The sequence below is a fragment of the Microbispora amethystogenes genome, assembly GCF_016863015.1.
GTDB lineage: Bacteria > Actinomycetota > Actinomycetes > Streptosporangiales > Streptosporangiaceae > Microbispora > Microbispora amethystogenes.
On sequence record NZ_BOOB01000021.1, the window covers coordinates 154,448 to 167,632 of the forward strand.

General features: G+C 69.6%; 12 protein-coding genes. 4 read left to right on the forward strand and 8 right to left on the reverse strand.

The window, feature by feature from the left end:
• Nucleotides 1–94: 94 nt before the first annotated feature.
• The 6 genes from Mam01_RS16575 to Mam01_RS16600 form a co-directional block, all read right to left on the reverse strand.
• Nucleotides 95–1,000: an alpha/beta fold hydrolase gene (locus Mam01_RS16575; protein WP_204286206.1), complete on the reverse strand. Its 906-nt coding sequence runs from the start codon at nucleotides 998–1,000 to the stop codon at nucleotides 95–97.
• The gene (locus Mam01_RS16580; RefSeq protein ID WP_239101363.1) at nucleotides 997–1,605 is read right to left on the reverse strand and encodes a TetR/AcrR family transcriptional regulator; all 609 of its coding nucleotides are present in this window, start codon (nucleotides 1,603–1,605) and stop codon (nucleotides 997–999) included. Before Mam01_RS16580 ends, Mam01_RS16575 begins: the two co-directional genes overlap by 4 nt.
• A 277-nt stretch (nucleotides 1,606–1,882) precedes the next feature.
• Nucleotides 1,883–2,584, reverse strand: a complete 702-nt coding sequence (locus tag Mam01_RS16585; RefSeq protein ID WP_150934032.1) for a Clp protease N-terminal domain-containing protein — start codon at nucleotides 2,582–2,584, stop codon at nucleotides 1,883–1,885.
• A 182-nt stretch (nucleotides 2,585–2,766) separates the two neighbouring features.
• Nucleotides 2,767–6,072 (reverse strand): NB-ARC domain-containing protein, encoded by a 3,306-nt coding sequence (locus Mam01_RS16590; RefSeq protein ID WP_204286207.1) that lies wholly within the window; start codon nucleotides 6,070–6,072, stop codon nucleotides 2,767–2,769.
• Entirely contained in the window at nucleotides 6,069–6,497 is a 429-nt protein-coding gene (locus Mam01_RS16595) for a hypothetical protein (protein WP_204286208.1), read from the reverse strand. Before Mam01_RS16595 ends, Mam01_RS16590 begins: the two co-directional genes overlap by 4 nt.
• A 194-nt stretch (nucleotides 6,498–6,691) precedes the next feature.
• Complete coding sequence (locus Mam01_RS16600; RefSeq protein ID WP_204286209.1) at nucleotides 6,692–7,126, reverse strand: ArsI/CadI family heavy metal resistance metalloenzyme; 435 nt, start codon at nucleotides 7,124–7,126, stop codon at nucleotides 6,692–6,694.
• A gap of 111 nt (nucleotides 7,127–7,237) precedes the next feature.
• Here Mam01_RS16600 and Mam01_RS16605 point away from each other — a divergent pair, with 111 nt between their 5' ends.
• The 3 genes from Mam01_RS16605 to Mam01_RS16615 all read left to right on the forward strand — a co-directional run bounded on the left by Mam01_RS16605 (nucleotide 7,238) and on the right by Mam01_RS16615 (nucleotide 10,369).
• Complete coding sequence (locus Mam01_RS16605) at nucleotides 7,238–7,603, forward strand: ArsR/SmtB family transcription factor (RefSeq protein ID WP_204286210.1); 366 nt, start codon at nucleotides 7,238–7,240, stop codon at nucleotides 7,601–7,603.
• Between the two features lie 253 nt (nucleotides 7,604–7,856).
• Entirely contained in the window at nucleotides 7,857–8,636 is a 780-nt protein-coding gene (locus Mam01_RS16610; RefSeq protein WP_239101364.1) for a DeoR/GlpR family DNA-binding transcription regulator, read from the forward strand.
• 494 nt (nucleotides 8,637–9,130) lie between these two features.
• Complete coding sequence (locus tag Mam01_RS16615; RefSeq protein WP_204286211.1) at nucleotides 9,131–10,369, forward strand: MFS transporter; 1,239 nt, start codon at nucleotides 9,131–9,133, stop codon at nucleotides 10,367–10,369.
• A 151-nt stretch (nucleotides 10,370–10,520) separates the two neighbouring features.
• Here the strand turns inward: Mam01_RS16615 and Mam01_RS16620 are convergent, their stop codons facing one another.
• Complete coding sequence (locus Mam01_RS16620) at nucleotides 10,521–11,288, reverse strand: TSUP family transporter (protein WP_204286212.1); 768 nt, start codon at nucleotides 11,286–11,288, stop codon at nucleotides 10,521–10,523.
• Nucleotides 11,289–11,636: 348 nt separating this feature from the next.
• On the opposite strand from Mam01_RS16620, the gene Mam01_RS16625 reads away from it, so the two are divergent.
• Nucleotides 11,637–12,707: a D-alanyl-D-alanine carboxypeptidase family protein gene (locus tag Mam01_RS16625; RefSeq protein ID WP_204286213.1), complete on the forward strand. Its 1,071-nt coding sequence runs from the start codon at nucleotides 11,637–11,639 to the stop codon at nucleotides 12,705–12,707.
• On the opposite strand, the gene Mam01_RS16630 is transcribed toward Mam01_RS16625, so the two are convergent.
• Nucleotides 12,655–13,143, reverse strand: a complete 489-nt coding sequence (locus Mam01_RS16630; RefSeq protein WP_204286214.1) for a hypothetical protein — start codon at nucleotides 13,141–13,143, stop codon at nucleotides 12,655–12,657. The genes Mam01_RS16625 and Mam01_RS16630 overlap by 53 nt on opposite strands.
• Nucleotides 13,144–13,185: the final 42 nt, after the last annotated feature.

Here is a 13,185-nt window from a genome sequence, read left to right on the forward strand (position 1 = left end):
CTAGGTGGCCCGCGGCGGGCTGTCTCATGACCTCGGGAGCGCAGTCAGCGCGGTCATCCGCGCCCGACCCCTCGGTGTGGCGATGTGGGTGCGATCAGTTGGTTACGCGCGCGCTCGGGCGCGTCGCAAGGGTGGTGATGAAGGTGGCGATCTCGTCGGGATTCTCTTCGGCCATGAAGTGCCCGGATACGGTCGGCTGGAAGGTCAGGTCCGGCGCCCAGGCCCGCCACAGCGATGCGGCGTCGAAGCCAAGCTGGGAGCCCCAGTCCTGTGAGATGACGCCCACCGGCATCGCGAGCTGCGCGCCACGCTCACGGTCGGCTCGATCCATCTCCAGATCGATGCTCGCGGTGGCCCGGTAGTCGGCCACGATGGAGTCGATCGCGGCGACCGAGCTGTCGAGGTAGTAGGCGCGCTCCTCAGGGGTGAAAGTCGTGCCGCTGGGGTCCCATTCGTCCAGGAAGGAGCCGAAGAACTCCGGAGCGACTGCGCGGATCATCTTCTCGGGAAGCCCGATGGGCTGAGCCATCAGGTACAGGTGCCAGGCGACCTTGGCGTCGACTCCCCGCAGAACGGCCCACGTGTCGAGGGTGGGCAGGACGTCGAGGATCCCCAGGTAGTCCACGACCGCGGGGTGGTCCAGGCCTGCGCGGACGGCGACCAGTGCACCGCGGTCGTGCCCGACGAGCCCGAAGTGGTCCACGCCGAGGGCGGACGCGACCGTCACGATGTCCTGAGCCATCGTGCGCTTGGAGTACGTGGCGGGGTCGGTCCCGTCCGGCTTGTCGCTGGCGCCATATCCGCGCAGGTCAGGGATGATAACCGTGTGGTCGTCGGCAAGCCTCGTCGCGACGTGGCGCCACATGTAGTGGGTCTGCGGGAACCCGTGCAGGAGGACCACGGCCGGCCCGCTCCCGCCGGCCACGACGTTGAGGTTGACGCCGTTGGTGCCGGGGATGGCCTGGTAGTCGAAGCCTTTGATCGTCAGGCGGCTGGTCATGCGTTCTCCTTCGCGTCGGGCGCGGCGGTCTCATGGGCGGTGGGGGCCGGGTGGCCGGAGAAGATCCCGGCGGGCAGGGGGGCCCGCCCGGACGATGCCTTCAGGGCTGGGATGACGATGGTGTCGACGAGTGCGGACAGGTACTCCTCGTCGACTGCGAGGTCGTTGACCCGTCGCAGCAGGAGGGCGGCACCGACCACCTCGTCGAATGCGAAAGGGTCCGCGCCGTCGGGCAGCTCGCCGCGCGCGATCGCGGCGTCGATGACCTGTCGCGGCAACCGGGCTCCTGTCGGGCCGATGGCGTTCTCGATGGCCTCGCACAGGTCCGGGTCCTCCAGGCCCGCCTGCAGGAGCAGCATCGCGGTCTGACTGTCCGCAGCGCGCATGGTCTGGTCCAGGCGCCGGCACAGGCTCAACACGTCCCCGCGCAGGCTGCCCGTGGCGATCGGCTCGCCGGCCCCGCGCTGTGCGGGCCCAGCCTTGACCGCAGCGATCACCATCTCCCGCTTGGACCCCCACCGTCGATACAGGCTCGCCTTGGATGTCTGGCACCGTCGGGCGACCTCCTCGAAGGACATCCCCTCGTAACCCGACTCAGCCAGCACCTCCAGTACGACAGCAGTGATCCGCTGATCCAGAGCCGCATCACGGGGACGGCCACGCGCCGCCCTATCAACACTATTTCGATACGTCACGGCCCGTATCGTAATGCATGGGGACCGAACTCCACCAATCAACGTCTCCGGTCAGTACAGCCAGGCCGGCCGCGTCGTCGCCGGTCATGGTCCTCCCCCGTGAGGACCATGACCGGACGGGGCCGCCCCATGCGGCGGCGGGCGCTCAACCGGTTCGGTCGTCTGCGCCAGGCGAGGTTGCGGCGGCCTACTCGTCGCGGGCGGCGGACCGTTCGGCGATCTCGGTCTTCACCGTCTCGTGCAGCTCGTCCGACGTGAAGCCGAGGTTGCGCAGAATCCGCGCGGCCGGGCTCTCTTCCACGCGGATCAGGCCGAGGAGCGTGTGCTCCGTGCCGACCCAGTCGTGGCCGAGATCGGCCGACGCGCGGGACGCCTGCTCGATGGCGTCCTTGCTCTCCGGCCGGAACGCGATGTGACCCCGCAGCGCCTTCTGCCCGGCCGGCGGCATGGCCTCCTCGATCGCGTCGCGGATGCGTTGCTCCGACTCGGTCTTCGCCGTCAGCACCTCGTACGCCAGGCCCCGGGGTTCGCCGAGCAGGCCGAGCAGGAGGTGTTCGGTGCCGATGAAGTCGTGCTTGTGCGTACGGGCGGCCTCCTGTGCCAGCACGATGCTGTGCCGGTTCAGGTCGGTGAACCGCTCGAACACGTTGGGCGCGTGGCGTTGCTGGGCGGCCTGCTTGGACACCCCGATGGCGTCGCCGACCTCGCTCCACGACGCGCCGGCCTGCTTGGCCTTGCCGACGTAGTGGCCGACGAGCTGGTCGGCGAGGTCGGACAGGGTCTGGGCACGCAGTTGCGCCTCGCTGATGCGGGCCAGGTGGTCGGCGTCGGGGAGTTCCTCGTCGAGCCGGGCGATCAGGTCGGCGAGGCTGATGTTGAGTGGACTCATGCGTCAACCGTAGCTTGACGATTCCCGCATCGTCAATCCGCAATTGACGCCCGATCCGACCCTGTTCGGCCCGAGCCGGGTAGTCCCTTCCCGGTCACCTTCCGGAAGCCGGTCAGCGAGAGCCGCTCGGCCCGCCGCCCTCACCTGACGACGGCGTTTGTGCAGTTGAACTGGGTAGCGAGCTATGTGTGCGGGCTGAGAGTCAGAAGGTATAGGCCCGTCGAGCCGACCACGGCGAGGCGTTCTCCCGTGGGACCGAAGGCGCATGCTAGCGCGGCTTCGCCCAGGGAGACGGTGCAAATCCGTCGGAGAGTTCGGGTATCGAACAGGGAGATGCCTCCGTCCTCGCTGACGGTGGCGATGCGTGAGCTTGTGGGATCTACGGCAAGGCCGCGAGGCTTGGGCCATAGTGCCGTCTCGATGGTGAGACCGTCTGCGCCGCGGAGCGTGAGGCGCATGTCCGGGAAGCCGAAGGTATTCACGGCCACTCCGGATGCGATCCTAAAATCCTGACACAATTGAGTGCTGCCCATCACCCACTCGAATTCATCGGCATCTGCCCATTCGCCTATCACGGAGAGTCCGTCAGAAGTGATCGTTATCAGGCCGTCTGTCCAGGTCGTGTCGGTAGCTTCCGCCCTCTCATAAACGACTGCCGGAATCGTCGACTTCACGTTCCGGACCACGAGACGGTCCCGCAGTGGTGCTGTCACGGCATCGATTGCGCGATCGATGGGGCTCTTGAAATGATCTGCCAGGTCAAGCAGACGGTCGTTTGAGACCGCTGGTTGCTGTCTCGCGGTCGGCCGCCACAGCCGCACGGTGGAGTCCACGTAGGCCACCGCAAGCTGGTCATCAGCGGGCCCCCAGGCAAGATCAAGCACCCCGGTGTACCTGGAATCGATATCCTTGTACGTCCTGCCTTGCGGATCGTCGACATTCCACAGCGACACCATACTCCCGGGTCCGGTGCCTCCCCAGATGCCTGCCCCGTTGGAGGCGATGGCGAAGGCTCGGCTATCAGGCCGCCACGAGATCGCGCACGGGAAGCCAAACCACCAAGCGTGACCTTCCCACGCTTTACCCAGCCCGGTAGGAGCGACCCCCACCACGCCGATCTCCCTATCGGCGGCTACGGCGATCTTGCGTCCGTCAGGACTCCAGGCCAGAGCGCGCGCCTGCGACTCCTCGCCGAACATCCCGTGGTGATGGGCATGGTCGCTGGACGCCGGGTCGGGCCAGCGGATCACGGTGCCATACCCCGTCAGACAGGCAAGGCCGCCGGCGGGATGCCAGTCCATCGATCGGACTGCTCCTGCCTGTCGCAGCGTTCGCAGTAGGCGCCCGTCGAACGGGGACCAGAGCTGGATATCATCGCCTGCGGCAAGGGCGAGCAGTCTGGAGTCAGGACTCCAGGCCATCGCAGGGCTTCCGCCATGAAGGAACTGACCCACTACCAACTTCTCGGTAGAGGGAAATTCCGCCCGGACCTTGCCCGTGCTGGTGTCGGTGATCAGGATCCGCAGCCACTGTCCCGGCTGCCGCAGGCCATCCCGGTGCGTAATCGGATTGGCGAGGTGGTGGCCACCCTTTGGGTGCGCCCCAAAAACGGCGAGGTGATGTTGATCCGGGCTCAGCCATGCCTTGAGTACCAGACCCGCGTCGATCTGCAGCTGTGATTCCTGAACGCCTGACTGGGGGTTCCAGCGCCGGATGGTGCCGTCGTCACCCCCCACGGTCATCAAGAGGCCATCGTTCTGCCAGAAGGCGGACGAGACCTGGCCATGGTGACCGGACAAAGAGCGGATATGACGAGGCTCGGCGACGTAGGGGAAGGGCTGTACGGGGAAAAGGCCACAGTCGGGGAGTTCCTCGCGAAAGTGATCAATCTCGACATGTCCGAACAGGCGGCTGTACAGCGTCAGTGCCACATCTGTCCGCTCCATATTGCGATTTGACGGCAGATTCGGATATCGGCGCAGCATAGCAAGGAGCCGGCGAATGTGGTTGTCTTCGTGGTGGGCGTCGTCGGCGGCGATATAGGCCTGCAGGTCTGATTCGGCTGCCGCCGGACCGCCGTGGTGGATGCGTGTCACCAGGTAACGGAAGTCCTGCATCAGCATGCCGAGACTCTCGCGCTGTCCGGCTTGGAGCAGATGATAGGCGAGTTGGGGGCCGAGATCGGGGTGCGGACTCAAAGGCAGCGCGTGCCATCCGGCCGCCGTATGGCACGCCTCCAAAAGTGCCCGGCTGGTGCGGCCGACCAGCTGTGCGTCTCGGTGGCGCAGTAGGTCACGGAGCACCACGTGCAGGCGTACACCGTCCGGCTCGACCGTCTCTAGCAATGAATGATTGAAGAAACGAACGCACTCGCTTTCCGTCCCCGCGACATCAAGTCCCCATAGGCGCTCCAGGAGCTGATAGGGGATCGGCGCTTCCTCCGGGAACGCCGCGAGTTGCCGATACCGGTCCCGGGATCCCTCCCCGTGCGGGGACGTGGCCGCCAGTTCCTCCAGGCTGATGTCCAGCGTTGCCGCGATACGTCGTTCATTGGTGTGAGCGTGCTCGTCGAGCACGCTCACACCGCGGTGGTCCAGCGCTGCGGCGAGTTCCTGGACGACTGCCGCAAGCGGCATACGGCCCAGCACGCTCCGCAGGGTCCCTCCCAGCAGGGACAGCGCCAGTGGCCAACGTCCGCACCGCTCCAGCAGCGGGGACACCTCCCGCGCAGAAGAGCCAGCCACTTTTTGCAGCAGGAGTGCCGTCGCTTCCCGTGTCGTCATAGGGCCGACCCGTACCTCATGATGACCGCGGGCGATGGGTCGCTGTCGGCTGGTCACCAAGGTCACGCACTGGCGGCCGCCAAGAAACCATTCCACATCCTCGGTGTCCCAGGCGTCGTCCAGAACGAGCAGGATCCTGCGGTCGCCCAGAGCCCTGACAAAGGCCGCAGCCGCCGTAGGCACATGGCGGTACTCGGCAGGCCCGTCACCGGTCAATAAGGTGATCAGGTCAGAGAGGACGCTGATCAGCCTCGGATCATGGTCGGTTGCGCCATGTGGGCGGCGCCCTACCGCCACCCACAGCACACCGTCGGGAAAATGATCCTTCACCTGTCGGCAGGCCCACGCCGCCAGCAGCGTCTTGCCATAGCCGCCGGCGCCGGTGACAACGATCGGCCCCCCACCTCGGAAGGCCGGGTTCACCAGCGCTTCAACCAGAGCATCACCGACCGCCGGGCGCTCGACGAAATCCCGCAACCTGCTCGTGGGCGCCATGAACAGGGCCGCCGGCGTCGCCTGGCTGGTGCCAGCGCCGGCGACGTTTAAATGCACGCCGCCGTGCACAGTGGCACCTTTCTCGATCACCACCTGGCCCGCGGTCGCGTTGTCGCCCTGCTGGGTGATGCCGCGGTTCTCGCCGATAATGGCGGCGCGCTCGCCGTGTGCGGACGCCTCACCATCTGAGGGAGTTTGTGGGCCGGTCACCGCAAGGTGATGGAGTTGTCGCCCTGCTGCACCACCCCGGTGTTGCTGCCAATGACGGCAACCCGCTCACCCACCGCGGTGACCCTGCTCGGCGCCTCGGCGGCGGGCAGCATGCGGGTCAGTTCGGCGGCCAGCGCCGGATCGGCCGCCAATGCCTTTTTCACCTGCAGGCGCAGCGCGGCCACTGCATCATCGGTATCCGCTGCGTTAGCGTCCTTTTGTGCCTGGGCCAGGTCGGTGATGGCGGCCTGGATCTGCGCATGGGATTGCCCACGCTTAATGATGCGCTGCAGCAGCCGCCGCCCTAGACTCACCGTCTCGTCAGCAATCGTGTCCTGGGCCTTGGCCGCCACCGCCTGCCCATAGGCACCGGCCGCAGCGGTCAGATATGGCATGAGCTGATCGGCCAACACCGCGATGTCCACCTCAGTCCCTCCCACCCGAACGCGTACGTATCGCGATCGTAGCGTCGCAACATCATCGAATCAGGGAAATGCCTCCCGGCGCGATGGAGCGGCTCTCACCTCTCACGCGGAGGCTCGGCTACGGCCCCGTGACAGCTCCTGGAACCCCTTGATGTGCTCCGACGGCCGCGTTACGGATTTCCGCCCGGATATGATCACGACCCCGAGGCGCCACAGCAGGCGGCACCGTCCGCGGCGACCGTCGCGCTCGCGCCGATCGTGTCCGCGTCGGCCTTGACCACGTACACCTCCCAAGGCTCGCCTCCGGGGCCGTGCACCCAGACCTTGTCCTGGAGGGCGTAGCAGCAGGTGGTGTCGTTCTCCTCGAAGGTCGCGAGGCCGGCCTCCCTGAGCCGCTCGGTCGCGTCCGTGACCAGGGAGGTGTCCTCGACCTCCACGCCGAGGTGGTCCATCCGGGTGGGCTCGCCCTGCTCACCTTCCAGCAGCACCAGCTTCAGCGGCGGCTCGGCGACGGCGAAGTTGGCGTAGCCGGGCCGCCGCTTGGCGGGCTCGACGCCGAACAGCTTGGAGTAGAAGGCGATCGACCCTTCCAGGTCGGCGACGCGCAGGGCGAGCTGGACACGGGACATGGGCTCCTCCGGGACTGTGAAGCGGCAGGCAAGACCGCTGTTTCGATAATTGTCTAATCAAGATACAGCGGCAGTTTGTGCCTTTGGATAGAGCCGTGTCAAATTAGAGACATGTCGAAACAGGGATCGCCGATCGTCGACGCCGGCGTGGACGGGTCCGGCGTGGGGTGTTGCGCCCCGCTGGCATCCGAGCCGTTGCCGGAGCGCGAGGCCGTGGAGCTCGCACCGCTGTTCAAGGCCATCGCCGATCCCGTACGGCTGCGCCTGCTGTCGCTGATCGCCTGCCACGAGGGCGGCGAGGCGTGTGTGTGCGACCTCACGGCGGCCTTCGACCTCACTCCGCCGACGATCAGCCACCACCTCAAGGTGCTCAGGCAGGCCGGGCTCATCGGCTCCGAACGGCGGGGCACCTGGGTGTACTACTGGGTCAACTCCGGCGTGCTGGCCCGGATGTCGGCGCTGATCGGCCCGGCCTAGGCCCCCGCACCCGGCCCTGTCACCGCACTGACAGCAGAGGCGATCGCCATCCCGGGCCCGACGTGGGCGATCCTGGGGCCGGGGCCGCTCGCCGACGCCCTCCACCTGATCGACGCAACCGTCGCGGACGTCGCCGCCCCTCACCATTGCTTGCAGGTGGGGTGAACTTGCTCCCTGGTGTGTGGTTCAACCCCGTCAGCTTTACAAAGTAGATTCACTTGCTCTCGGACAGAGTCTGTGTTCAAATGAACACATGGAAAGTGCCGACCGCATGCGAGCGATCATGAATGCGCTGCGCACCACCGACAGCGTCTCCGTGGCCGAGCTGGCACTGGCATACGGGGTATCGGAGATGACCATCCGCCGGGACCTCGACGAGCTCGCCCAGCAGGGCGTGGTCCGCCGGGTGCGCGGCGGCGCGCTGAGCCTGCTGCTGCGCGGCGAGGAGCCGCCGTTCGGGGTGCGTGAGCGCGAGGCGGTCGATGCCAAGCGACGTATCGCCGCGGAGGTCGCCTCCCTGCTGGCCGATGGTGAGGCCGTGGTGCTCGACGGCGGCACGACCGCGCTGGAGGTCGCGCGGGTCGTACGCGACCGCCGGCTGACCGTGCTGCCGCTCGCGCTCCAGGCGGCGCAGGAACTCGCCGCCGCGCCTCGCGTCCGTCTCGTGCTGCCCGGCGGAGAGGTGCGCCACGGTGAGATGAACTTCGTCGGTCCGCTCACCGAGGCGTCCATCAAGGCCCTGCGGTTCGACACCGCGGTCGTCGGCTGCTGCGGCCTGTCCGCCGAGCACGGCCTGACCGCGCACGACCTGCCCGAAGTGGCCATCAAGCAGGCCGCGATCGCGTCGGCCCGCCGGGTGGTGGTGGTCTGCGACTCGGGTAAGTTCAACCGGACGGCGTTCGGCGCGGTCTGCGGACTCGACCGGCTCGACGTCGTCGTCACCGACGACGGGATCCCCAAGGATCAGCACGACGCCCTCGCCGCCGCCGGAGTCACCGTACGCACGGTCCCTGCTGTGGCGTCCGTTCCCTGACAGATCCCCGCCAGGCAGCCCGTGCCGGCCGTCCCGCACACGAGCCCGCCACAACGCCCCAAACGCCCACGGAGGTCACCCGCCCGCCCACGTCACCTCGCCTCCCGTCGCGCGGTGTCTTGCCCGCCACGACCGGCGGCCGCCCCTCTTCCGTCAGCGCACCGTCCCGGTCACCGCGCCAACCCCCGCCACAGGGCCGTTGTCAGCATGCCGCCGCCGGCACCGTCCACCGTTTCCGTCCACAGCCACATGCCGCGCGTGAGGTCAGGCGACTCTACGGGCCGGCGCGGCGCCACCCCTCTCCCCCGCGCACACCCAGCGCGCATGGACGCGTGATTCCGGCCGCCCGCACGCACGCCGGACGTGATCGATCACACATAGGCGGGTGTTCGTCCGAACACCACCACGGCTCCGGCCGCTCATAGCACTCCACCCGGACAGGCCCCGCCGCCCGGGTCCTGCCCGCAACCACCGCCTTCGAGGAGCGATGCGTCATGGCTCTGTCCGCCCCCACCCGTCCGGCGCTCGTGCGCGCCCGGGTGGCCGTCTACGGGCTGTTCCTGCTGTCCGGGATGGCCATCGGCACGTGGACCAGCCGGATCCCCGCGATCAAGGCCGACCTGCGGCTCAGTGACGGCGCGCTGAGCCTGGGACTGCTCGGCATCGCCGTCGGCGCGATCACCGGCATGCAGATCGTCGGCCGGTTGGTGGACAGATACGGCAGCTACCGGACGATGCTGCCGGTGGCCCTCGCGCAGGGCGTCGTCCTCGTGCTCCCCGCCTATGCCCCGAACCTGGCGACGCTCGCGTTCGCCCTGTTCGTCTTCGGCGCGGTGCACGGCACCCTCGACGTCGCGATGAACGCCAACGCCGTCGTGGTCGAGCGGGCCTACGGCAGGCCGATCCTGTCGTCCTTCCACGCGGTGTTCAGCGTCGGCGGGTTCGCGGGGGCGTCCGCGGGCGGGCTGTTCGCCCACGCCGATGTGAGCCCGGCCCTGACCTTCGCGTCGGTGGGCGTGGTCATCCTGCTCGTCGCGCTGCTGAGCGCCCGCTGGGCGCTGCGCGACGCCCCGCCGGCGCGCACGGCACCGGCCGCCCCGGTCACGCCCTCCGGAAGCGGCCCGGCCCGGCGGCGCGTCAGCGGCGGCGTGCTGTTCCTCGGCGTCCTGGCGTTCTGCTGCCTGGTCGGCGAAGGCGCCTCGGCCGACTGGGGATCGGTCTACCTGCGCGACAACCTGGGGTCCTCTCCCGGCTTCGCCGCCGCGGCCTACGCCGCCTTCTCGATCATGATGACGGCCGGGCGGTTCGCCGGAGACCGTCTCGCCGCCTGGCTGGGCCCGGTCACGCTGGTGCGCTGCTGCGGGCTGCTCGCCGGGGCGGGCCTCGCGGCCGGGGTCCTCGCCGGCCGGCCGGTCGCCGGTGTCGTGGCGTTCGGGCTGTTCGGCGCGGGCCTGTCGTGCATCATCCCGCAGGTGTTCTCGGCCGCCGGGCACCGCGACCCCGCGCAGTCGGGCCGGGCGCTGGCGGCCGTGGCGAGCCTCGGCTACACCGGTTTCCTCACCGGCCCGGTTCTCATCGGCGGCCTGGCGGAGGCCGTCACCCTTCCGTACGCGCTGCTGGTGCCCGCCCTGCTCGCGCTGTTCGTCGCCCTCGCGGCGCCGGCCGTACGGGCGCCGCGGCGTGAGCCCGCCGATCAGGCGCCGGTGACCCTGATGCCGCCGCAGACGCCGTAGCCGCGGACGCGGACGAGAGCGCGGACGCGGCGGTCGTCGCCGGAGCCACCACGCGACCGCCGAACAGCCTGAAGCCCTCGACTTCGACGGCCGCGTCGGCCGGCACCCGCAGCCGCACCCCACCGAGGAGGCCGGGGTGATTGGGAGATGGTCAGGTGGCGAGGAACTGGTCGTAGGCGAGCTTGGCGACCAGGGCGGCCACCACGCACAGCAGGACGACCCGGACGAACCCCGAGCCGCGGCTGAGCGCCATCCGGGCACCGATCTGCGCCCCGGCGATGTTGCAGGCGGCCATGGCCAGTCCCACGGCCCACAACACGTGCCCCTGGGCGGCGAAGACGGCGAGGGCGCCCAGGTTCGTGCCGGTGTTGATGACCTTCGCCGTGGCCGAGGCGTGGACGAAGTCCATCCCGAGGACCGAGGTGAACGCGATGAGCAGGAACGTCCCGGTGCCCGGCCCGAGGATGCCGTCGTAGTAGGCGATCGCCACGCCCGAGACCACCAGCGCCGCCACGACCCGCCCGCGGGTACGCAGGTGCGGCTGGGGCAGGCGGCCGAACGCCGGTCGCAGGGTCACGAACGCGGCCACGCCCAGCAGCACGACCATGACCAGCGGCTTCAGCACGGCGGCGTCGAGCAGGGCCGCCGACGCGGCGCCCAGACCGGCGAAGGCGACCGCCAGCGCCCCGGCGGGCACGGCCACGGCGCGGTCCAGTTTCGTCCTGCGGGCGTAGGTCACGGCCGCCGAGGCGGTGCCGAAGATGGCGGCGGACTTGTTCGTCGCCAGCGCCTGGACCGGCGGGACGCCGGCCAGGAGCAGCACCGGAAGCTGCAGCACGCCCCCGCCGCCGACGACGGCGTCGACCCACCCGGCGGCCACCGCGGCGAGCAGCAACAGCACGATCTGCCCGGCGTGCATGCGCCCCCGTCCTCCTTTTGCCGCCGCTCGGCCCTCGCTTGACCGGCGCCTGGCAGAGCCGAGCCTAGGTCATATCTGGCAGATCATGCCCTGCTGCGCCTCGCTGCGTTGTCGTGGTCGCCGATAACGCCGTTGTCAGCCCCTCCTCCGCCTTGCGATGCATCCACCTGGATCCCCGCTCGCGACGGGCAGCATTTGTCAGACGCTCCCCAGCGGACGGCCGTCACCCCAGCGCGGGCGTCCCTCCCGACCGGGTCGCGTCATGGTCGCGCCGACGATTGCCGCCGTCGATGAACGGTGACACGAGGCTGACGGCGCGCGCACGTTCGGCGTCGATCGTGGTTCGGCATGGACGAGCCACGCGCTGTTCCCTCTCGGTCCCGTGACCGGCGGTACGCCGCGGTCACACTGCTGATCTGCCTCATCGTGTCCGCCGTCCTCGCCGCCGGGGGCCGGCTGCTCCGCACCGGCGCACAGGAGGAGCCGCCGCCGATGTCCGGCTCGACGCCGGCGTCGAGCGCCCACGCCCTGCCGTGGGCTCTGCCCTGGCCGTCGACGGGGCAGGCGGCGGTCGAGATCGCCGGGCGGGCGGACAGCCTCCGCATGCACGGCGAGCAGCGGCCCGTGCCGATCGCGAGCGTCACCAAGGTGATGACCGCCCTGGTGGTTCTTCGCCACCACCCGCTCGGCGGGAACGACACCGGGCCGCCCATCCGGGTCGACCGGCAGGCGGCGATCGAGGCGGGGAACCGCGACGAGTCCACCGTGCCGGTCACCGAAGGCCAGATCCTCACCGAGCGGCAGCTTCTCGAGCTGATGCTGATCCCCTCGGGGAACAACGCCGCACGTCTGCTGGCCCGCTGGGACGCCGGCTCGGAGCAGGCCTTCGTCCGGGAGATGAACGCGGCCGCCGCCAGGCTGGGCATGACCAACACCACCTACACCGGGGCGAGCGGGTACGAGCCCACCACGGTCAGCACGGCGGTGGATCAGCTCAAGCTGGCCGGGCAGGCCATGAAGAACCCCGTGCTGCGTGACATCGTCGCCACCGTCAGGACCACCGTGCCGGGCGTGCCGGGCGAGATCGTCAACTCCAACAAGCTGCTCGGGCTGCCCGGGGTGGTCGGCATCAAGACCGGCACCAGCACGCCGGCGGGCGGAGCGCTGCTGTGGGCCGTCCGTTCCGCTTCCGGGGCCCGCGACCGGCTGATCCTCGGGGTGGTTCTAAGCCAGGGCGACCCCGGCGACACGCTCGAGGAGAAGAAGGAGGCCGCGTTCGCCGCGAGCAGGGAGCTGATCGCGGCGGCCCGGCGGCCGCGCGTGCCCCTGGAACGCCCACCGGCGACCGGTGGAGGGGACGCCACCGTCACTCTGGGCATTCCCGAGCGTCGGCGTTCCGCCCGGCGCCGACGACGGTGATCTTGGCGGCGTTTCCGGGCACCGCGGCGGCGGCCGTGCACACGATCTGCTCGACGGCCAGCGCCGGCAGGTCGCCGACCGCGGCGGACAGGGTCACCGCCAGGTGGCCGGGCGGCCCGGCGGTCACCGAGAACGGGGCGGCTTCGGGCGGGACACCGGTGGTGAGCCCGTGCGCCTGTTCCTCCGCGGTGGGCCCGGCCGCCAGCAGCGCGAGCCGGTCGGCCGGGAACAGCGGACGGCCGCTGGATTGCCGCGTCACCGCGCTGAGACGGCCGTTCTTCACCAGGTAGAGAGTGATCGTCGTGGCGCGTGCGACGGTTCCGCTCGGCGGATCCGCGCCGGTGATGACGTCGCTGGGCCGCACGCCGCAGCCGGCCAGGACGGCGAGCGACAGCAGGCCCGCGCCGAGGACACCGCGGGCGAACCCGGGCCTCACTCCGGGCCTCACTCCGGGCCTCGCTCCGGGCCTCGCTCCGGG